This is a genomic window from Prosthecodimorpha hirschii, assembly GCF_001305515.1.
Classification (GTDB): domain Bacteria; phylum Pseudomonadota; class Alphaproteobacteria; order Rhizobiales; family Ancalomicrobiaceae; genus Prosthecodimorpha; species Prosthecodimorpha hirschii.
In genome coordinates this window covers 5,729,417-5,750,427 of sequence record NZ_LJYW01000001.1, presented here as the reverse complement: position 1 = coordinate 5,750,427, position 21,011 = coordinate 5,729,417, and the positions used below count along the sequence as shown (strand labels likewise).

Sequence of the window (21,011 nt, the reverse complement as noted above, 5' to 3'; positions counted from 1 at the left end):
GCCGACATCCGGAAGAGAGAGACAGCATGGCCTGGAGAGAAGAGCGCGGAACGCCGTCGCTGATCGAGGTGCATGGCACCATCGCGGTCCCGGACACGGGGTCGAACCTCCGGCGGGCCGTCGCCTTCGTCGGACCCGGCTATCTGGTCGCGGTCGGCTACATGGACCCCGGCAACTGGGCGACATCGATCGCCGGCGGATCGAAGTTCGGCTATGCGCTGCTGACGGTGGCGCTGCTCTCCAACATCATGGCGATCGTGCTGCAGTCGCTCTGCGCGCGCCTCGCCGTCGGCACCGGACGCGATCTTGCGCAGGCCTGCCGCGACGCCTATCCGCGCTGGGTATCCGGGCCGCTGTGGCTGCTCGCCGAATTGGCCATCTGCGCCACCGACCTGGCCGAGGTGATCGGCACCGCGATCGGCCTCAATCTGCTGTTCGGCATCCCGCTCGAAATCGGCGTGGTGCTGACGGCCCTCGACGTGTTCCTGATCCTCTATCTGCAGGTGCTCGGCTTCCGCTGGGTGGAAGCCTTCATCATCGCCCTGCTCGGGATCATCGCGGTCTGCTTTGCGATCCAGATCGCCATGGTGCAGCCCAATCTCGGCGACATCATCCGCGGCTTCGCGCCGACGACGCGCATCGTGACCGATCCGGACATGCTCTATCTGGCGCTCGGCATCATCGGCGCGACCGTGATGCCGCACAATCTCTATCTCCATTCGGGCATCGTCGGCACGCGCAAGTTCGGCGACGATCTGGCCGAGAAGCGGCAAGCGCTGCGCTACATCACGCTCGATTCCACCGTCGCGCTGATGTTCGCGCTGACCATCAACGCATCGATCCTGATCCTGGCCGCGGGCTCGTTCCACGCCACGGGCCGCCAGGAGGTGGCCGAGCTCGGCGACGCGCATTCGCTGCTGGCGCCGCTCCTCGGCAGCGCCATGGCGCCGACGCTGTTCGCCATCGCGCTCCTCTGCTGCGGCCTCAACTCGACCGTCACCGCGACGCTGGCCGGCCAGATCGTGATGGAAGGCTTCCTGCGCATCCGGTTGCCGCAATGGCTGCGCCGCTTCGTCACACGATCGCTCGCCATCGTGCCGGCGGCCGGCGTCACGATCGCCTATGGCGAGGCCGGGACGGGCAAGCTCCTGATCCTCAGTCAGGTCATCCTCAGCCTGCAGCTCCCCTTCGCGGTCGTCCCGCTGGTGATGTTCACCGCCGACCGGTCCAAGATGGGCGCCCTGGTCGCGCCCCGGTGGCTGTCGGTCGCCGCCGGGGTGATTGCCGCCGTGATCATCGCCCTGAACATCAAGCTGATCATCGACTTCGTCTTCGGCTGACTTGGCCTGCGGGCTTGGTGATATTCTCGCCCGAAGAGATTCGGGGAAGGATCGGCGCCCGTGGCGGCCCTGCTGCAGGACCCTTTGAAGCAGATCGAGGCCGAGCGGGCCTATGCGACGACGAGCGTCTTCACGCTCGCCGCATGGGGCTTCGTGGCCGTGATGGCCGTGCTGACGGGGTTCGCCGCCTGGCAATATGCGCCGCAACGCCCGGCCACGGCCGGCCGCCTGGACGGGCTCGAGAATACCGGCACGATCGGCACGCCGGTCAATCCGCTGGCCCATGCGCGCGTAAGGCCGAATGCGGGCGGCATCGCCGATCCGATCGCGCTGGCCGGCGAGGTCGAGCTGCTTCGCCAGGAGGTGCTCGATCTGCGCCGCCTGGTCGGCAGGGCCGACCAGAAGTTCGATCTTCTCAGCCAGCGCGTCACCCTGCTGGAAGACCAGGCGACCATCCTGACCGCCGGCCTGACCAGTGTCGCGCGCCGGCCGGTCCCCGACGCCGCCAGGGCGCCGGAGGGCGTCAGAGCGCCGGAGGGCGGTGCCGCCGCGCCGGCATCGTCCGACATCCGGCCCGATCCGTCCAAGCCGGCCGCGCCTGGGCGCCTTCCGGCTTCGGACCCGGGCCTGACGCGCGTCGATCCTCGCCCCGGCGACATCAAGCCGGGCGAATTCCGCCCGTCGGCGCCGGCCGGGCCCGCCACCGCGACCCTGCCCGCCGGCGGCGGCCTGCCGGCGGCGGGCAATGGCGCCGCGACCGCCGCGCCCGCGCCGGTGTCGGCCCTGCCGCCGGCGCCGCAGGGCCAGGGCGGCACGCCGCAAGCGGGTCTGCCGGCGCCGGCCGCTCCCGCCGCGCCGGGTCGGATCACCGCCAATCCCTCCATCGCGATCGGCGTCCGATCCGATCAGGCGCCCGATCCCGGCGGCCGCGCGCCGGAGACCACCGGCACCGTCCCGACGGTCGCACCCGGACGCGGCGACTACGGCGTCGATCTCGGCGGGTACCGGTCGCTGGTTCAGTTGCGCAAGGCCTGGCTCGACATCGACGCCCGCCTGCCGAAGCTGACCAAGGGCTACCATCCGCTGGCGCAGGCGCGTGAGACCGGCGACGGGATCGAGGTGCGGCTGGTCGGCGGCCCCTTCCCATCCCCGGCGGAGGCGCTCAAATATTGCATCGCCGCCAAGGGCGCCGGGCTCGCCTGCACGCCGGCCAGCTATGTCGGCCAGCCGCCGGGCAAGTAACCCTATCCGCTCGTCGCGGCCCGCGCCGCCGGCCCACAACCCGGCCGTTCCCGGAGCGCGCGGGACCCAGGGTGGCGGCCCGAACGCGGCTCTGCGAAACCCTCCTGCAACCCGGTCGGCCGTCCCTGCCACCGGCGCGGCATGGCTGACCTCCGTCAATCTGCAAGAGGAAGCAGCCTTGCATGTTCTGGACGAAGACCCCGGGCTGCCGTTATGATGGCACCGCATCGTCGCGCGTTGGTTCGCCTGACCGTTCCCTTGCCTGCGATGCCGGTGGTTCGACAACAATCACGACCAGCAATCATCATAACATAAGGTCGAAACAACAATGGCAGACCGCGCACAAAACCTTCAGGACACGTTCCTCAATTACGTTCGCAAGAACAAGACCCCGGTCACGATCTTTTTGGTGAACGGCGTCAAGCTCCAGGGAGTCGTCACCTGGTTCGACAACTTCTGCGTTCTCCTGCGCCGGGATGGGCATTCGCAGCTCGTCTACAAGCACGCCATCTCGACGGTGATGCCGGGCGCGCCGCTGCAACTTTTCGAACCTGACGAAGCCAGCGGACGGGTGAACGATTGACGCGCAAGCGCGCCGGCGGCGGTAGCGGTAGCGGCCCCGGCGACGACGCCAACCGGACGGGGATCGGGCCGCAGGCCGGCCAAGCCCCCGTCCCGCCTGACGAAACCGCCTTCGATAGCGACACCTCCGACATCGACCCGATCGAATCGACCGGCCGCCGCAGCACGGGGCGCGCTCCGCAATCGCGGCTGGCCGAAGCGGTGCGCGCGATCGTGGTCGTGCCGGTCCGCACCGATATCCGCGAGCGGGCCGAACCGTCCGAGACCGGCGAGACACCCCGCCCGCAGCGCTCCGTGGCGGCGCGCCGGGAGGAGGCCGTCGGCCTGGCGGCGGCGATCGACCTCGACGTGGTCGAAGGCCTGGTCGTGCGGCTTTCCCAGCCGCGGCCGGCGACGCTGATCGGCCAGGGCAAGGTCGACGAGATCAAGGCCTCGGTCGAGGCCAACGGCGTCGGCCTGGTGATCGTCGACCACCCGCTCTCGCCGATCCAGCAGCGCAATCTGGAAAAGGCCTGGAACGCCAAGGTGCTCGACCGCACCGGCCTGATCCTGGAAATCTTCGGCGAGCGGGCCCGCACGCGCGAGGGCCGGTTGCAGGTCGAGCTGGCGCATCTGAACTACCAGAAGAGCCGTCTGGTGCGCTCCTGGACCCATCTGGAGCGCCAGCGCGGCGGCTTCGGCTTCCTCGGCGGCCCCGGCGAGACCCAGATCGAGGCCGACCGGCGCGTCATCACCGAGCGCATCGCCAAGCTGGAGAAGGAACTCGAAGGCGTCACCCGCACGCGCGCGCTGCATCGCAAGACGCGCAAGAAGGTGCCGCATCCGGTCGTCGCCCTGGTCGGCTACACCAATGCCGGCAAGTCGACCCTGTTCAACCGGCTGACCGATGCCGGCGTCTTCGCCAAGGATCTGCTCTTCGCCACGCTCGACCCGACCTTGCGCCGGGTCCGCCTGCCCCATGGCGGCGAGATGATCCTGTCCGACACGGTCGGTTTCGTCTCCGACCTGCCGACCCATCTGGTCGCCGCCTTCCGGGCGACGCTCGAGGAGGTGATCGAGGCCGACCTGATCCTGCATGTGCGCGACATCGCCCATGAAGACACGCTCGCCCAGGCGCGTGATGTCGAGGACGTGCTGCGCCAGCTCGGCGTCGACCCGCGCGACCCGCAACGCATGATCGAGGTCCTGAACAAGATCGACCTGCTCGACCCCGAGTACCGCGAGAAGCTGGTCGCCGAAGGCCAGCGCGCTCAGGCCGACGGTCTCGTCACCATCCCGGCGTCGGCGGCCACCGGCGAAGGCCTCGACCGGCTGCTCGGCCTGATCGAGGAACGGCTCAACCGCGACCGCTCCAGCTTCCGGCTCAGCCTGCCGCCGACCGAAGGCGAACTGATCGCCTGGCTGCACCGCTCGACGGAGGTGCTCGCCCGCACGGACGGCGCCGAGGCGGTCACCCTCCAGGTCCGCGTGCCCGACAAGGCGCTCGACCTGTTCCGGTCGCGCGCCGGCCGCTTCATCACCGGGGCGGGCGCGAAGGCGTGAACGGCCCGGGGGCGGCCGGCCGGTCGGCCCTCCCCGGCCCTGGCGCCGCAACCGGACGGGCGCCGCAACCCGCCGGGCGCCTCAGCCGCGCCCGCGATAGGACGCGACGCCCTGGTCGGGAATCCAGACCGCCTTGGGGGGCTCGCCGCTCTGCCAGAAGACATCGATCGGGATGCCGCCGCGCGGATACCAGTAGCCGCCGATGCGCAGCCAATGCGGATCGAGCAGGTCGGCGAGACGCCGGCCGATCGCTACCGTGCAGTCCTCGTGGAAGGCGCCGTGATTGCGGAAGCTGGTCATGTAGAGCTTCAGGCTCTTGGATTCGACCAGCCAGTCCTTCGGCACGTAGTCGATCACCAGATGGGCGAAATCCGGCTGTCCGGTGACCGGGCAGAGCGAGGTGAATTCCGGCACCGTGAAGCGGGCGAGATAGAGCGTGTCGGCCTGCGGGTTCGGCACCCGGTCGAGCCGGGCCTCGTCGGGGCTCTTCGGGTAGATGGTCTCGTGGCCGAGCTGCAGCGAGGAGGCATCGAAGGCGGTCATGGGTGTATCCGGGTCGGTCGGAATGTCAGGTCTGGCGAGATAGGCCCGCCACCGGCCGGCCGTCAAATCGCCGGGTCGGGAAAAGCCCGAATCCCGTCCCCGCGCGCCTTCATCGCAGCCGCGGGTCTTGCCCTTGGCGGTGCGATCGCTAAAACGGCGGCCGAGGCCGAACCGGAGAGAGCCCGCCATGACCGCGATCATCGACATCGTCGCCCGCCAGATCCTCGACAGCCGCGGCAACCCGACGGTGGAAGTGGATGTCCGCCTCGAGGACGGCTCGCTCGGCCGCGCGGCGGTCCCCTCCGGCGCCTCGACCGGCGCCCATGAGGCGGTCGAACTGCGCGACGGCGAGAAGTCCGTCTATCTCGGCAAGGGCGTGATCCGCGCCGTCAACGCGGTCAACACCGAGATCGCCGACGCCATCGGCGGCATGGACGCCGAGAACCAGGTCGAGATCGACGAGATCATGATCGCGCTCGACGGCACGCCGAACAAGAAGCGGCTCGGCGCCAACGCCATCCTGGGCGTCTCGCTGGCCGTCGCCAAGGCTGCCGCCGCGGCCGCCGGTCTGCCGCTCTACCGCTATGTCGGCGGCCCGAACGCCCGCCTTCTGCCGGTGCCGATGATGAACATCGTCAATGGCGGCGTGCATGCCGACAACCCGATCGACTTCCAGGAATTCATGATCATGCCGGCCGGCGCGCCGAGCTTCTCGGAAGGCCTGCGCATGGGCGCGGAGATCTTCCACACGCTCAAGAAGGCGCTGAAGGATGCCGGCCTGAACACCAATGTCGGCGACGAGGGCGGCTTCGCCCCGAACCTCGCCTCGGCCACCGCCGCGCTCGACTTCTGCATGATGGCCATCGAGAAGGCCGGCTATCGCGCCGGCGAGGACGTCTATCTGGCGCTCGACTGCGCCTCGACCGAGTTCTTCAAGAACGGCGCCTATCACTACGAGGGCGAAGGCGTGGTCCGCTCGCCCGAGGAGCAGGCCGCCTATCTGGCCAAGCTCGCCGCCGACTACCCGATCATCTCGATCGAGGACGGCATGGCCGAGGACGACTGGCATGGCTGGAAGCTCGTCACCGACCGGATCGGCGCCAAGGTCCAGCTGGTCGGCGACGACCTGTTCGTGACCAACTCCGTCCGCCTGCGCGAGGGCATCAAGAAGGGCGTCGCCAACTCGATCCTGGTCAAGGTCAACCAGATCGGCTCGCTGACCGAGACGCTCGACGCGGTCGAGACCGCCCACAAGGCGCACTATACCGCCGTCATGTCGCATCGCTCCGGCGAGACCGAGGACGCGACCATCGCGGATCTCGCGGTCGCGACCAATTGCGGGCAGATCAAGACCGGCTCGCTCGCCCGTTCCGACCGGCTGGCCAAGTACAACCAGCTCCTGCGCATCGAGGAGCATCTCGGCAGCGCCGCCCGCTATGCCGGCCGCTCCGTCCTGAAGGGCTGACGCCGTCCGTCGCGACCAGGGTCCGGCAGCAGGCCGGACCCGCCGTTCGTTCCCGGGTCGGCCCGCGGCCCGCGCGCCGGCGCCGTCCGGGGCCGTCGGGCCCCGGGCGTCGCCGCCGGTCGACCGGGGCCGTCCGCCCGATCCTGAACCGTCGGCGATCGATCGTCTTGAAGCTGTCCTTCGCGTCGGATCGCCCCGATCCGCACCGGACGGGACCCGGCAGCAGGGATTCCAGACATGCGCATCGCCCATCCGGGATCGGCCGGCATTCTGACCGACGGCGAGCTCAAGCAGATCGCGAGCGGGATGGCCTGGCTGGAATGGGTGCTCGGGCGCAAGAAGGAGCGCGCCCTCTATCTGCGCGAACGGCTCGATCTCGACCGCATCCTGATCGGCTATATCGATGACGAGCCGGCCTCGATCCTGACCTATCGGATGGACGGACGCGGCCCGGTCCGCTTCGACCGGGCGGGCCTGGTCGCCCTGAACGGATGGTTCGCCGGCTCGCTGCGCTACGCCGCCGTGATGGCGATCGCCAGCCTGCGGCGCAGCGACGAACTCTATGTGGAGAGCTTCCGCACCCGTCCGTCGCATCGCGGCGCGGGGCTGGGCTCGGCCCTGATCGCCATGGCGGAGACGGAAGCCCGTGCCGCCGGCAAGCGGATCATCCGGCTGCATGTCGACCACGAAAACGAGGTCGGCCTGCACTTCTACCATCAGCGGGGCTACCGCATCACGCGGACCTTCAGCCTGCCGCTGGTCGGCCGCTACTTCAATCACGGCAAGGTCCACACGATGGTCAAGACGCTGGACTGACGGCCAGCGCCCTGCCGATCTCGCCGCCGCCGGCATGCCGCGCCGCAAGCCCGCCCGGTCCCAGGCGCCGCAGCCTCAGGCGCCGCAGCCTCAGACGCCGATGACTTGGGCTCGCGGTCTCGGGGCCCCAAGCCTCGGGTCCCCAAGCCTCGGGTCCCCAAGCCTCGGGCGTCGTCGTCTCAGCCGACCGGCACGGCTTCCGCGTGATCGTGGAAGCGGGCGCGCAGCGTCGCGGCGATCGAGCCGGGCTTGCCGTTGCCGACGGTCGCTTCGTCGATCCGGACCACCGGCATGACCAGTTGCGTCGCCGCGGTCACGAAGGCCTCGCGGGCGCGCTTGGCCTCCTCCACCGTGAAAGCCCGTTCCTCGACCCGGAGCCCCTCGGCCGCCGCGGTCTCCATCACGACCGCCCGGGTGATGCCGCGCAGGATGCCGCGGTCGGCCGGCCGCGTGACCAGGACGCCGTCGCCGGTGACGATCCAGGCATTGGTCGACGCGCCTTCCGTGACGAAGCCGTCCGCATCGACGAACCAGGCTTCGCGCGCGCCGGCCTCGCGGGCCGCCTGCTTGGCGAGCACGTTCGGCAGGAGGCCGACCGTCTTGATGTCGACCCGGTCCCAACGGTTCTCGGGCACCGTGATGACCGCGATGCCGTCTTCCGCCACGGCCGCCCCGATGGCCGGATCGAGCGGCTTGACGGTCACCACCAGGGCCGGGCGCACGGGCCGGGTCGGGAAGGCATGGTCGCGCGGGGCGACGCCGCGGGTGACCTGCAGATAGACGTAGCCGTTGCGGACCCGGTTGCGCCGGATCACCTGACGCAGCACCATGCCGAGCGCCGCACGGCCCATCGGCATGGCGATGCGCAGTTCGCCGAGCGAATATTCCAGCCGGGCCAGATGGCGGGTCTCGTCGATCAGGTCGCCCTTGCGGATCTCGCAGACCTCATAGACGCCGTCGGCGAACTGGTAGCCGCGGTCCTCGACATTGACCGAGGCGTCGGTCATCGGGAGATAGCGGCCGTTGACATAGGCGATGCGGGCCATGGGGGCTCCGAAGGATCAGTTGACGCCGAGCGACTTCAGCTTGCGATGCAGCGCCGAGCGCTCCATGCCGACGAATTCAGCGGTGCGCGAGATGTTGCCGCCGAAGCGGTTGATCTGTGCGACCAGATATTCCCGCTCGAAGATCTCGCGGGCATCCCGGAGCGGCAGCGACATCAGATGTTCGCCGCCGGTCGAATTGGGCAGGGCCGGCAGCATGGCGCCGATCTCGGAGGGCAGCAGGTCGGCGGTGATCACCGCATCGGCATCGCCGCGGGTCAGGATCATCAGCCGTTCGACGTTGTTGCGCAACTGGCGGATATTGCCGGGCCAGTCATGGGCCTGCAGCACCGCCATGGCGTCCTCGCCGATCTTGCGGCTTGGCAGCCCGCTGGTGCGCGAGATCGCCTCCATGAAATGGTGCACCAGGCTCGGGATGTCGTCGCGCCGTTCGGCCAGCGCCGGCACGCGCAGCGGCACCACGGCGAGGCGATGGAACAGATCCTCGCGGAAATGCCCCTCCTGGATCTCGCGCGGCAGATCGCGCCCGGTCGACGAGATGATGCGCACGTCGACCTGGACCTTGGTGGCGCCGCCGACCCGGGTGAAGGACTGCTCGACCAGGACCCGCAGGATCTTGTTCTGCGTCTCGCGCGGCATGTCGGCGACTTCGTCGAGATAGAGCGTCCCGCCATGCGCCTCCTCGAGCGCACCGACCTTGCGCGGGCGCCCCTCGATCGGCTCGGTGCCGAAGAGCTCTGTCTCCATGTTCTCCGGCGTGATCGCCGCCGCATTGAGAACCACGAAGGGGCCGTTGACGCGCAGCGAATTGCGGTGCAGCAGCCGGGCGACCAGTTCCTTGCCGGCCCCCGACGGGCCGGAGATCATGATCCGGCTGTTGGTCGGCGCGACGCGCTCGATCTGCTGGCGCAGCTGGTTCATGATCGTCGACGATCCGACCAGATCCTCCGTCTCGCCGGAGCGTTCGCGCAGTTCCTTCACCTCGCGCCTGAGCTTCGAGGCTTCCAGCGCCCGCTCGGCGATCAGGACCAGCCGATCGGCCTTGAACGGCTTCTCGATATAGTCGTAGGCGCCGCGCTTGATCGCCGAGACGGCGGTCTCGATGTTGCCGTGGCCGGAGATGACCACGACCGGCAGGTCCGGATGCTGCTCCTTGATGATGTCGAGCAGCGCCAGCCCGTCCAGCTTCGAGCCCATCAGCCAGATGTCGAGAAAGATCAGCGACGGACGTCGCTTCTCGATGGCCGCGAGGCATTCGTCGCTGTTTCCGGCCGTCCGCGTGCCGTGCCCCTCATCCTCCAGGATGCCGGCCACCAGTTCGCGGATGTCGTTTTCGTCGTCGACGATCAGGATGTCAGATGCCATGAGCCCGTTCTTCTGCTTGTCGTCCCCTCGGATGCCTCACGCGATCGGCGCGGATGCCGACCTGGCGGCTCCCGCTCCCTCGCGGCCGGCTTCCACGGACACCCCCTGCGCGCCCGCCTCCGCCGCCGGCAGGATCAGGCGCATCATGGCGCCCTGCCCGCCGGTCGCCACGGCGGGCGCATCGAGCAGCTCGATGCGTCCGCCATGCTCTTCCAGGATCTTTCTGACAATCGCGAGACCGAGGCCGGTCCCCTTCTCGCGCGTCGTGACATAGGGTTCGAGCAACCGGTGCCGGTTCTCCTGCGGGAAGCCGATGCCGTTGTCGATCACGTCGATCACGATCTCGCCATCCACGACGCGCGCCGCCACCTCGACGCAGCCCTTGGCGCTGCCCGGCGCGCTGCGATCGACCGCCGCGATCGCCTCGGTGGCGTTCTTGACCAGGTTGGTGAACACCTGATTCATCAGGCGCATGTCGAACTTGCCGGCCAGCGGCGTATCCGGCAGGCGCGAGACGAAGTCGATCTCCGGATTGCCGACGCTCTGCAGGAAGACGGCCTCGCGCAGCGGTTCGCGCAGATCGCCCGCCTCCTTCTGCGGCTTCGGCATGCGCGCGAAGGAGGAAAACTCGTTGACCATCCGCTCGATGTCGCCGACCTGCCGGATGATGGTGTCGACGCACTGATCGAACACCTGCCGGTCGTCCTCGATCCGCTTGGCGTAGCGTCGGCGGATGCGTTCGGCCGAAAGCTGGATCGGCGTCAGCGGGTTCTTGATCTCATGGGCGATGCGGCGCGCCACATCGGCCCAGGCCGACGAGCGCTGCGCGGTGACCAGATCGGTGATGTCGTCGAGCGTCACCACCAGCCCGCCGCCGGCGGCCGTGGTCTCGGTCGTGAAGCGCACATTGATGGTCCGCTCCTGGCCGGCCCGGCGCAGCGTCACCTGGGTCTGACGGGCGCGATGCGAAGGCTCGGCGCTCATCTCCGCCGTCGCGGCGGCCAGTTCCGGAACCGCCTCGTCGACCGACTTGCCGAGCAGGTTGGCCTCGGCCGTGTCGAGCAGCGCCAGCGCCGACCGGTTGGCGAGCGTGATGCGCCGCTCCGCATCGAGGCCGATGACGCCGGCCGTCACGCCGGCCAGCATGGCCTCGGTGAAGCGGCGGCGGCGGTCGATCTGGTCCTTGGCGGCGATCAGTTCCGAGCGCTGGGTGCGCAGTTCCGCCGTCATGGTGTTGAAGGTCTCGCCGAGATGGGCCAGGTCGCCCTCCTTCGGGCGCACCGGCACCTGGATGGCGAGGTTGCCCTTGGAGACGTAGTCGGCGGCCAGGATCAGGCGCCGGATCGGGGCGACGAGGCGGTTGGCGAAGCCGATGCCGGCCCAGATGGCGGCGAGCAGCAGGATCAGGGCCACGCCGACGAAGATCAGCGCAAAGGCCAGCTGCACGCCGTAGCGGCTGGATTCGAGCTTGCCGTAGTCGCCGGCCGCGGCCTGCGCCAGACGCACCTGATCGAGCACGCGGCCGTCGAGCGGCCGGGTCGCGTAGAGGTAGAGCCCTTCGAACTCCTTCAGCTTCATGACCGCGCCGACCTGGTTCGACTGGCCGGGAGCGATCACGACGGGCTCGTCGTTCTCCGCCTGCCGGAAGGCTTCCGGCGGCGGCATCAGCGGGCTGTCCCAGGCCTCGTCGAGCTTGGCCGAGGTGACCACCGTGCCGTCGGCCCGCAGAATGAACGCCGCCGGGATCTGGCGCAGGCTGCACTGGTTCTCGAAGAACTGATCGAAGCGGGTCGGCTCGTCGTCGTAGAGCGGCTTGGCCTGATCGATCTCGGCCGCCATCGCGATGGCGTCGCCGCGCAGCACGCGGGCATGTTCCTGAAGATAGGCGGCCCCGACCTTGGCTGCGTTCTGGACGATGGTCCGGGTCCGGGTCTCGAACCAGCGGTCGAGCCCCTGGTCGAGGGTGACGGAGGCGAGCACGGCGATGATCACCGCCGGCGCGGCCGCGATGACCGAGAAATGGGTCAGGATGCGCCAATGCAGCCGGGCGGCGGCGCGGCCATCCTTCCAGGCGATGTAGAGGCCGACCAGCTCCCAGCCGATCAGCCCGGTCAGCGCCAAGAGCAGCACGGCGTTGACCACCATGGCGATCTTGAGCACCTGGTCGGACGGCGTGATCGGCGTGATGCCGGTCAGGATGGCGAAGGAAACCAGCACCGACAGCAGCGACAGGATGACCAGGATGAGCCCGATCATGCGGACGAACTTGCCGTATTCGCCGATCGGCGCGGCGACATGCTTCGGCAGGGTCAGAATCGGTTCGGCCGTGCTGTCCGTCATCGTCCGCTGGATCGTCCCGCTGGATCGTCCGCCCGCCGGCCGGCGAATCCGACCGCCTCCCGCGGGACCGCCCCGAGGACGGTGATCCATACCTCAGCCTCAATTGTTGCCGAAATGCGGCAGTGTGACCGAGAGTCCACAGGACGGAAGGTCGCGCCGGCCCTGTTCGGGGCGGACGCCACCGTCGCCGTCACCGCGCCCGAACGAACCCGGACGCATCGGCCAAGGCCTTGGCGCCGAAGGCGATGAAGATCACGCCGGTCAGGCGCACGATCCAGACCCGAAAGCGCGCGAACAGCCGGCGCACCGGCGGCAGGCCGGTCCAGCCGATCGAAATCGCACTGCCGATCACGAAGCCGGCCGAGACCGCCGCCAGCAGCGCCGCGGCATGGCCGAACGTCATGGTTCCGGCCTGGGACTGGACCGCGAGCGCGCCGAACATGGCGAGCGAGAACGGATAGGCCTTGGGGTTGGTCAGGCCGAACAGGATGCCGGTGCGCAGCGGGGCATCGGCGCCGACCGGCGGCGCCTCGGCATCGGATTTCGTCGTCAGGGCGCGCCAGCCGAGCACGATCAGATAGAGCCCGCAGGCGACCCCGAGCGCCTGGAACAGACCCGGCCCGATCCGGCTGGCCCCGACCAGCGCCGCCAGCGCGAGCACCGCCCAGGTCACGTCGCCGACCGCATGCCCGACGAGGAAGCGCACCGCCCGCCCCCGCCCATGCGCCGCCGTCAGCCCGAGAACCGCCAGGGTCGCCGGTCCGGGCGTGACGACATAGACGATGCCGGCCGCGATGGCCTGAGCGGCAAGAAGCGGATCCATGGCGGGCCTCTCTTCGACGGACTGTGATTGCCGACAACATTCTAGCCGCCGCGCCGCCGCAGCCCAACGCAGACCAGCCCTGCACCCCCGGACCGGCCGGTCACGCGCCGGCCGTGGAGACATCGCCCCCGGCCCGCGCCGCCCCGAAACCCGCGGCACCGGCGGTCATCGAGGGGCGAACTCGGACACCGGCTCGGGTGCCGGCATCGAGAGCGGCCGCGCCATCCCGATCGGCGGGCGGCGCCGTCCGTCGGACGGCGACTGTTCAATCCTGCCGAACGATCCGTCGAATTGTCTTTCCGGCGGGAACACCGATATTGGCCGCAACAGTTCCGATCGTTCCAAGTCCCAGGAGGACGCCATGGACCTCGCTCTCGGTGGAATCCATCATCTGACCGCCATCACGTCGAATGCCTCCGGCAATCTCGACTTCTACACCCGCGTGCTCGGCCTGCGCCTGGTCAAGAAGACCGTCAACCAGGACGACACCAGCGCCTATCATCTGTTCTACGGCGACGGCGATGCCACGCCGGGATCCGACATCACCTTCTTCGACTGGCCGACCGCGCCGGCGCGGCGCGGCACGAATTCGATCGTGCGGACCGGCTTCCGCGTCGCCGCCGGCAGTCTCGGCTGGTGGCGCGAGCGGCTCGTCGCCGAGGGCCGCGCGGTCTCCGAGATCGCCGAGCGGCGCGGCCGGCTGTCGCTCGCCTTCGAGGATCGCGAGGGGCAGCGGCTGGAACTGGTCGCCGACGATCGCGACGAGACCCATCCCTGGTCGAAGAGCCCGGTTCCGGCCGAGCACCAGATCCGCGGCCTCGCCCGGATCACGCTGAGCGTGCCGAAGCTCGACCCGACCGACGCCGTGCTGACCACGCTGATGAACATGCGCCGCGAGGCCGAATACCAGGATGCCGAGTTCCCCGGCGGGCCGGTCGTCGCCTATGCGATGGGTCCGGGCGGGGCCGCGGCGGAGCTGCATGTCGCCGTGCAGCCGGACCTGCCCCCGGCCCGCGAGGGCGCCGGCGGGGTCCATCACGTCGCCTTCCGGACGCCCGACTACGAGACCCTGCGCGCCTGGACCGAACGCCTGCGCGGCTTCCGGGTGCCGTCGAGCGGCGAGGTCGAGCGCTTCTACTTCCGCTCGCTCTATTTCCGCGAGCCGAACGGCATCCTGTTCGAGATCGCCACCGACATTCCCGGCTTCGCCGCCGACGAACCGATGGAGACCCTCGGCGAGGCCCTGTCGCTGCCGCCCTTCCTGGAACCGCGCCGCGCCGCGATCGAACGCAACCTGAAGCCGCTGTGAGGGACGCCATGACCCTGCTTCTCGATCATCCTCCCGCCGGGCCGCATGCCCGGGCCCGGATCGCCACCGCCGGCGCCCCGCTCGCCGCGGCGGCGGCCGTCGTCATCCTGATCCATGGCCGCGGCAGCGATGCCGACGACATGCTCGGCCTCGCCCGGCATCTCGGGCGCGCCGATCTCGCCGTCCTCGCCCCCGAAGCCGTCGGCAACACCTGGTATCCGGGCCGCTTCCTGGAGCCCGTCGCCCGCAACGAGCCCTGGCTCGGCTCGGCCCTGGCGCTGGTCGACGGGCTGGTCGGCGCGGCCGCCGCGGCCGGCCATCCGGCGAAGCGCATCCTGGTCGGCGGCTTCTCGCAGGGCGCCTGCCTGGCGCTCGAATATGCCTGGCGTCATCCGGGCCGGATCGGCGCCGCGGTCGGCCTGTCCGGCGGCCTGATCGGCCCGCTCGGCAGCCATGCCGCAACGCCCGGCAGCTTCGACGGCCTGCCGGTGTTCCTGGGCTGCAACGAGGCCGATCCGCATATTCCGCTCGACCATGTCGGCGAGACGGCCGCGCTCTTCCGCCAGGCCGGCGCGGTGGTGGACGAACGGATCTATCCCGGCTTCGGCCATGCCGTGAACCGGGATGAACTGACGGCACTCGCCGACATCGTCGAGGCCCTCGTCAAGGCGTGATGGCGGCAAGCCGGCCAAACGCGATCGGCCGGTCCGGGAGCCTTGAAGCCCGGACCGGCCGACCGGGGTCAACCTGTCATTTCAGGGCGCCGGCGATCGCCGCGCAGAGTTCCGTCCGCGTGCCCTCGGGCAGGGCCGCGAACAGCGCCGCCTCCTCGGCGATGGCCGCATCCAGCGCCGCCTTCGTTTTGTGGATGCGGCCGGCCTTCTGCAGCAGCAGGCGGCGCAGCGGCGCCGAAAGGTCGATCTTGCAGCCCTGAACGGTGGCCAGCGTGCTGACCGCCGAATCGGCGTCCTTCTTCTGGGCGGCCGCGTCGCCGCCCGCATCCGATCCGAGCACTCCGGCCAGGACGACCAGTGCCGATGCCGTCAATCCCGCCATGCCGGTCTCCCTCCGAAGTGCCTGCCGATCGTTCCCGGTAGCCTGTTACGCAGCCAAGGACAATCCGGACAAGCCGGCATGCGGGCGGTGCGCGCAAATCGGACCGCGACAAATGGTCAGGCCCGCCGCATCCTGAACGGGACGCGGCGGGCCCAACATGGTCAAGGCCGTGCGATTACAGCGCGATGCCGGCCAGCGGGGCGACCTCGTGGGCGCCGCGCCAGATCATGTCGACGGCGACATAGAGGATGACGGCAAGGCCGACATAGGCGATCCAGCGGTGCTTCTGCAGCAGGCGGGCAATGAAGCTCGCCGCGATGCCCATCAGCGCGATCGACAGGCCAAGGCCGAAGATCAGCACCCAGGGATGTTCGCGCGCCGCACCGGCGACCGCCAGGACGTTGTCGAGCGACATGGAGATGTCGGCGACGACGATCTGCCAGGCGGCCTGGGCGAAGGTCTTGCGCGGCGCGCCGCTGTCGCCGGTCGCCGTGCCGTCCAGCGCCGCCTCGGCCTCGACCTCCTCGGCATGGGAGGTGCGCAGTTCGCGCCACATCTTCCAGCACACCCAGAGCAGCAGGATGCCGCCGGCGAGCAGAAGGCCGACGATCTGCAGCAGCTGCGTGGTCAGGCCGGCGAAGATGATGCGCAGCACGGTCGCCGCGCCGATGCCGATCAGGATCGCCTTGTTGCGCTGGTCCTTGGGCAGCCCGGCGGCCGCCAGGCCGATGACGATCGCGTTGTCGCCGGCCAATACGAGGTCGATCATGATCACTTGCAGCAGGGCCGTGAGCACGTCGGCCGAAAAGATTTCGGTCATGGTCCATCCTCTTCGTTGAACCGCAAAGAGCGGCCGGAGGTCGGACGAACGACAAAGGGCACTGACCATCCGACACGCCGTCGGGACGACCGCGCCAATCGCGCGCGGCCGGTCCGCTCGAGCCCGGATCGGTCAGTGTCCTTCGGCGATGCACGGCAGCCGGGCCACTCGACGGGATGTCCAGTCCGACATCGCGGTTCGCGAACGAACCGCCAGAGGGGCCCGGCCTGGTTCCCCCGCACATAGGCGAGGCGGTGGACGAGGGCAAGGGCTTCCTTACAATTCGGTCATGTTGTGGCCGACATGCCATGCTGCAGCGCACGCGGGGTCGGCGCTAAGGTTAAGACGCCGTTGCCGTCGACAGGCGGGGCGGTTTCCCGGATGGTCGCCAGCGGGGCCGGCATGCGGCCGCAGGACGCCGGATCCGGGCATGAACCCATCGAGCAGCGAGACCGCCGGGTCCCCCCGGGGCGGAGGAAGGGCGGCTGGGATCGCCACCGAGCCCGGCAGCATTGGCATCGGTGCCGGCCGCTTGGCCCGGGCTGCCCTGCCGCCACGCCTGCCGGGACTGGACCTGCTGCGCGTCGTCGCCGTCCTGGCGGTGATCGCCTTCCATTGGCTGTTTCGCGGTCCGGTCACCGGGGTGAGCGGACCGGTCCGCTTTCCCGGCCTCGAGGCGGTTGCGGTCTATGGCTATTTCGGGGTCGACCTGTTCTTCACCCTGTCGGGCTTCGTCATCGCCTGGTCGGCCGAGGGGCGCGACGCGATCGGCTTTGCCCGTGCCCGCCTGCTGCGGCTGTGGCCGGCCTTCGCGGTTTCGGTCAGCCTGACGGCCGCGGTGCTGGCCTGGGCCGCCGATCCGGCCTTGCCGGTCACGGCCGCGCAATGGCTCGCCAACCTGACCTTCCTGCCGCATCTGTTCGGCCAGCGTTTCGTCGATTCGGCCTATTGGTCGATCGTCGTCGAACTCGTCTTCTACGGCTGGGTCTTTCTGGCGCTGGCGACCGGACTGTGGCGGCGCCACCCGGCCCTGCTCGGCTGGAGTTGGCTCGCCCTCTCGGCGATCAACCTGAAGCTCGGCAATGTCGCCTTCGACCGGCTGGTGCTGGCCAGCTTCGCCGGCGAATTCCTGGCCGGCATCCTCCTTTACCGGCTGCGGGTCGACGGCCCGAGCGTGGGGCGTCTGGCCATGCTGGCCGCCGCCATGGCCGTGCAGGTCGCCCACGGCATGGTCAATGCGGCCGATCTCACCACCCAGTATGGCGTGGTGCCGGATCTCCGCGTCGTCGCGCTGCTCCATCTGGCCGTCTTTGCCCTGGTCGCCCTGGCCGTGCCGCTCAGCACCGGTCCGGCGGCGGCGCGCCTGGCCCGGACGGCCGGGCTGATGACCTATCCGGCCTATCTGCTGCATCAGAATATCGGCGCGGTCGCGCTCGCCCGGCTCACCGCGGCCGGGATCGATCCGATCGCCGCCCTGGCGGTGGCGGGCGCCGCCCTCCTCGCCGCGTCCTGGCTGATCGCGGCCTTCATCGAGCCGGCCGGACGGCGGCTGCTGGCGGCCCTGGCCGATCCGCTGATCGCCCGGCTGCCGGGCCGACGAACCGGCCGGGCCTCCGCCGGAACGACAGTCTAGGCCCGCCCCAGCCGCCACGCGCCGACCGATACGCAGATCCCCTCACGGGAACGTGACCGGGGGGCGGCTCGATTGTTGGCGCGCAAACGGTTGCGCCGGGCATCGGGCTCGGCTATCAGCCGCGCCTTCCGATGGTCAGGGGGCCCGGCGCCAGCAGGCGCCGGTTGAACATCGGAGTTGGATTATGATCGGAAACTGGTTCCTGCGCTGCGCCGTGCTGTTCGCGCTTGCCGGCATGGGGCTCGGCATCCGGATGGGCATCGTGCACGATTTCACGCTGTCGCCCGTCCACGCCCACGTCAACCTGGTCGGCTTCACGACCCTGTTCCTGGCCGGCCTGTTCTATCGCGCCATGCCGCACGCGGCCGGCTGGCTGGCCGGCCTGCATTTCACCCTCGCGCTGCCCGGCGCCCTGGCGCTCTCCATCGGCATCGCCGGCAGCGTGACCGGCCAGGACTGGGGCGTGGCCGTGGCCATCGCCGGTTCGCTCCTGACGGTCGCCGCGATGCTGATCTTCGCCATCGCCGTGTTCCGGGCGACCGGTTCGAGCCGCGCCGAGAGCCTGGACGCGGTCGAGCCGGGCTACGCCGGCCGCTGAACGCACCGACGAATGTCGCCCCGGTCCCCTGCCGGCCGGGGCGGCGCTCGTCGAATGCCCTCGGCCGCGCGATGCCCGGAGGCATCCTCCGGCGGCGGAGGAAGCGGCGCCCGCCGCCCTCACCGCCCGCCGTGCGGCACCCCTTGCAGCCATGCGGCCCCCCCGGGCACGGACGGGCTTGCCGCGAACATTCAGGGAACATACGCTTCCGGTCCGCTTTCGCCCGTGCGACAATCGCCGGCGATTCGTGATAGACCGCGCCGACGACATCATCGACCGAAAGCCCGAATGGCCAAGCCGCAGGATCTTTTCGCCAAGCTGCCCGAAGCCGACAGGTCCGGGGCCGACAGGTCCGAGGCCGAGCGGCCCGCACCGGCGCCCCCGCCGCCGAAGCCGGTGCGGTCGGTGCCGACCCGCAGCACCATGCCGGGCGAGGCGGACTATAACGCGTCGCATATCGAGGTTCTCGAAGGGCTGGAGCCGGTCCGGCGCCGGCCGGGCATGTATATCGGCGGCACGGACGAGAAGGCGCTGCATCACCTCTTCGCCGAGGTGATCGACAATTCGATGGACGAGGCCGTCGCCGGCCATGCCAGCTTCATCGAGGTGCGGCTCGAAGCCGACGGCACGCTCTCGGTGGCCGACAACGGCCGCGGCATCCCGGTCGACCCGCATCCGAAATATCCGGGCAAGTCGGCGCTCGAAGTCATCATGACCATGCTGCATTCGGGCGGCAAGTTCGACGGCAAGGCCTACGAGACCTCCGGCGGCCTGCACGGCGTCGGCGTCTCGGTGGTCAACGCGCTGTCCGAATGGCTCGAAGTGGAGATCGCCAAGAACCGGCGGCTCTACCGGCAGCGCTTCTCGCGCGGGCATCCGACGACCGCGCTGGAGGAGCTCGGCGAGGTCATGAACCGACGCGGCACGACGGTGCGGTTCCGGCCCGATCCGCAGATCTTCGGCGAGGGCGCGCGCTTCGATCCGGCCCGGCTGTTCCGCATGGCCCGGTCGAAGGCCTATCTGTTCGGCGGCGTCGAGATCCGCTGGTCCTGCGCGCCCGAACTGGTCCAGGGCCAGGATACGCCGGACAAGGCGGTGTTCCATTTCCCCGGCGGCCTCAAGGACTTCCTGGCCGAACGCCTGAAGGACGAGCGGCTCGTCACCGACGACGTCTTCGCCGGCAAGACCGCCAAGACCTCCGGTCACGGCGCGGTCGAATGGGCGGTGGCGTGGTTCGCCGGCGACGGCTTCGTCTCCTCCTACTGCAACACCGTGCCGACGCCGGAAGGCGGCACGCACGAGCAGGGCCTGCGCGTCGCGCTGCTGCGCGGCCTGCGCGCCTATGCGGATCTGGTCGGCAACAAGCGCGCCGCCATCCTGACCACCGACGACGTGATGACGACCGCCGGTGCGATGCTGTCGGTCTTCATCCGCGAGCCGGAATTCGTCGGCCAGACCAAGGACAAGCTCGCCACCGCCGAGGCGACCCGGATCGTCGACACGGCGATCAAGGACGCCTTCGACCACTGGCTCGGCGGCTCCAAGGTGCAGGCCGACCGGTTGCTGGAATGGTCGATCGAGCGCGCCGACGAGCGGCTGCGCCGGCGCCAGGAGAAGGAGGTCCTGCGCAAGACCCCGATCCGCAAGCTGCGCCTGCCCGGCAAGCTGGCCGATTGTTCCGATACCGCCGCGCAGGGCTCGGAACTGTTCATCGTCGAGGGCGATTCGGCCGGCGGCTCCGCCAAGCAGGCGCGCGACCGGCGCAGCCAGGCCGTGCTGCCGCTGCGCGGCAAGATCCTCAACGTCGCCAACGCCACCCGCGACAAGCTCGGTGCCAACCAGCAATTGGCCGATCTGGTCCAGGCGCTCGGCTGCGGCGTCGGCAAGGCCTGGCGGCAGGAGGATCTGCGCTACGACAAGATCATCGTGATGACCGACGCCGATGTCGACGGCGCCCATATCGCATCGCTGCTGATCACCTTCTTCTATCGCGAGATGCCGGACCTGATCCGCAAGGGCCATCTGTTCCTGGCCGTGCCGCCGCTCTACCGGCTGACGCACGGCTCCAAGACCATCTATGCCCGCGACGACGCCCACAAGGACGAGCTCCTGGCGACGGTCTACCGCAACAAGAAGCCGGAGGTCGGCCGCTTCAAGGGTCTCGGCGAGATGATGCCGTTCCAGCTCAAGGAGACCACCATGGACCCGAAGTCCCGCACGCTGCTGCGCGTGCAGGTGATCGAGGGCCAGGAGGACGCGACGCGGGATTCGGTCGAGCGGCTGATGGGCAACAAGCCGGAAGCCCGCTTCGCCTTCATCACCGAGCGCGCCGCCTTCGCAAGCGACATCGACCTCGACATCTGACGACCGATCGGCCGGAAGTCGGGCAAAGCTGGGCGGCAGCCGGCCGGGCGCCGGCGATGTCGAAAGCCCCAGGTCCGGACACGTTGGAGGGCGCGCCCGCCGGGCGCCG

At 69.7% G+C, this 21,011-nt stretch carries 18 protein-coding genes; 11 read left to right on the top strand and 7 right to left on the bottom strand.

The window, feature by feature from the left end; all coding sequences use genetic code 11:
• Window positions 1-26 precede the first annotated feature (26 nt).
• From ABB55_RS25220 to hflX, 4 genes are all read left to right on the top strand, one after another.
• Window positions 27-1,340: an Nramp family divalent metal transporter gene (locus tag ABB55_RS25220; RefSeq protein WP_054361289.1), complete on the top strand. Its 1,314-nt coding sequence runs from the start codon at window positions 27-29 to the stop codon at window positions 1,338-1,340.
• 60 nt (window positions 1,341-1,400) lie between these two features.
• Window positions 1,401-2,582, top strand: coding sequence for an SPOR domain-containing protein (locus tag ABB55_RS25215; RefSeq protein ID WP_054361288.1), 1,182 nt, complete (start codon window positions 1,401-1,403; stop codon window positions 2,580-2,582).
• Between the two features lie 328 nt (window positions 2,583-2,910).
• A complete protein-coding gene (gene hfq, locus ABB55_RS25210) occupies window positions 2,911-3,165 on the top strand; it encodes an RNA chaperone Hfq (protein ID WP_054361287.1) in 255 nt (84 codons plus the stop codon).
• Window positions 3,166-3,305: 140 nt separating this feature from the next.
• Entirely contained in the window at window positions 3,306-4,706 is a 1,401-nt protein-coding gene (gene hflX, locus ABB55_RS25205; protein ID WP_152982293.1) for a GTPase HflX, read from the top strand.
• 81 nt (window positions 4,707-4,787) lie between these two features.
• Here hflX and queF read toward each other — a convergent pair whose 3' ends face one another.
• On the bottom strand, window positions 4,788-5,249 hold the full coding sequence (gene queF / locus ABB55_RS25200; RefSeq protein ID WP_054361285.1) for a preQ(1) synthase: 462 nt from the start codon (window positions 5,247-5,249) through the stop codon (window positions 4,788-4,790).
• 187 nt (window positions 5,250-5,436) lie between these two features.
• Between queF and eno the strand changes: the two genes are divergently transcribed.
• Together eno and ABB55_RS25190 are read left to right on the top strand one after the other, a co-directional pair.
• Complete coding sequence (gene eno / locus ABB55_RS25195; RefSeq protein WP_054361284.1) at window positions 5,437-6,714, top strand: phosphopyruvate hydratase; 1,278 nt, start codon at window positions 5,437-5,439, stop codon at window positions 6,712-6,714.
• Between the two features lie 237 nt (window positions 6,715-6,951).
• On the top strand, window positions 6,952-7,530 hold the full coding sequence (locus ABB55_RS25190; protein WP_054361283.1) for a GNAT family N-acetyltransferase: 579 nt from the start codon (window positions 6,952-6,954) through the stop codon (window positions 7,528-7,530).
• Between the two features lie 179 nt (window positions 7,531-7,709).
• On the opposite strand, the gene ABB55_RS25185 is transcribed toward ABB55_RS25190, so the two are convergent.
• From ABB55_RS25185 to ABB55_RS25170, 4 genes are all read right to left on the bottom strand, one after another.
• Window positions 7,710-8,576, bottom strand: a complete 867-nt coding sequence (locus ABB55_RS25185; RefSeq protein ID WP_054361282.1) for a D-amino-acid transaminase — start codon at window positions 8,574-8,576, stop codon at window positions 7,710-7,712.
• A gap of 15 nt (window positions 8,577-8,591) precedes the next feature.
• Complete coding sequence (gene ntrX / locus ABB55_RS25180; RefSeq protein ID WP_054361281.1) at window positions 8,592-9,959, bottom strand: nitrogen assimilation response regulator NtrX; 1,368 nt, start codon at window positions 9,957-9,959, stop codon at window positions 8,592-8,594.
• 36 nt (window positions 9,960-9,995) lie between these two features.
• Window positions 9,996-12,299: a sensor histidine kinase NtrY-like gene (locus tag ABB55_RS25175; RefSeq protein ID WP_200912072.1), complete on the bottom strand. Its 2,304-nt coding sequence runs from the start codon at window positions 12,297-12,299 to the stop codon at window positions 9,996-9,998.
• A gap of 190 nt (window positions 12,300-12,489) precedes the next feature.
• Window positions 12,490-13,122 carry a LysE family translocator gene (locus tag ABB55_RS25170; protein ID WP_054361280.1) on the bottom strand — a complete coding sequence of 211 codons (633 nt, stop codon included), beginning with the start codon at window positions 13,120-13,122 and terminating at the stop codon, window positions 12,490-12,492.
• A 361-nt stretch (window positions 13,123-13,483) separates the two neighbouring features.
• Between ABB55_RS25170 and ABB55_RS25165 the strand changes: the two genes are divergently transcribed.
• Window positions 13,484-14,431, top strand: a complete 948-nt coding sequence (locus ABB55_RS25165; RefSeq protein ID WP_054361279.1) for a ring-cleaving dioxygenase — start codon at window positions 13,484-13,486, stop codon at window positions 14,429-14,431.
• Between the two features lie 8 nt (window positions 14,432-14,439).
• Window positions 14,440-15,105, top strand: coding sequence for an alpha/beta hydrolase (locus ABB55_RS25160; protein WP_054361278.1), 666 nt, complete (start codon window positions 14,440-14,442; stop codon window positions 15,103-15,105).
• A gap of 76 nt (window positions 15,106-15,181) precedes the next feature.
• Here the strand turns inward: ABB55_RS25160 and ABB55_RS25155 are convergent, their stop codons facing one another.
• Window positions 15,182-15,487, bottom strand: coding sequence for a hypothetical protein (locus ABB55_RS25155; protein WP_054361277.1), 306 nt, complete (start codon window positions 15,485-15,487; stop codon window positions 15,182-15,184).
• A 175-nt stretch (window positions 15,488-15,662) separates the two neighbouring features.
• Complete coding sequence (locus tag ABB55_RS25150) at window positions 15,663-16,307, bottom strand: TerC family protein (RefSeq protein ID WP_054361276.1); 645 nt, start codon at window positions 16,305-16,307, stop codon at window positions 15,663-15,665.
• A 532-nt stretch (window positions 16,308-16,839) separates the two neighbouring features.
• On the opposite strand from ABB55_RS25150, the gene ABB55_RS25145 reads away from it, so the two are divergent.
• The 3 genes from ABB55_RS25145 to parE all read left to right on the top strand — a co-directional run bounded on the left by ABB55_RS25145 (window position 16,840) and on the right by parE (window position 20,902).
• On the top strand, window positions 16,840-17,940 hold the full coding sequence (locus tag ABB55_RS25145) for an acyltransferase family protein (RefSeq protein WP_054361275.1): 1,101 nt from the start codon (window positions 16,840-16,842) through the stop codon (window positions 17,938-17,940).
• Between the two features lie 184 nt (window positions 17,941-18,124).
• Window positions 18,125-18,538, top strand: a complete 414-nt coding sequence (locus ABB55_RS25140; protein ID WP_054361274.1) for a hypothetical protein — start codon at window positions 18,125-18,127, stop codon at window positions 18,536-18,538.
• A 288-nt stretch (window positions 18,539-18,826) separates the two neighbouring features.
• Window positions 18,827-20,902, top strand: a complete 2,076-nt coding sequence (parE, locus tag ABB55_RS25135; RefSeq protein WP_054361273.1) for a DNA topoisomerase IV subunit B — start codon at window positions 18,827-18,829, stop codon at window positions 20,900-20,902.
• Window positions 20,903-21,011: the final 109 nt, after the last annotated feature.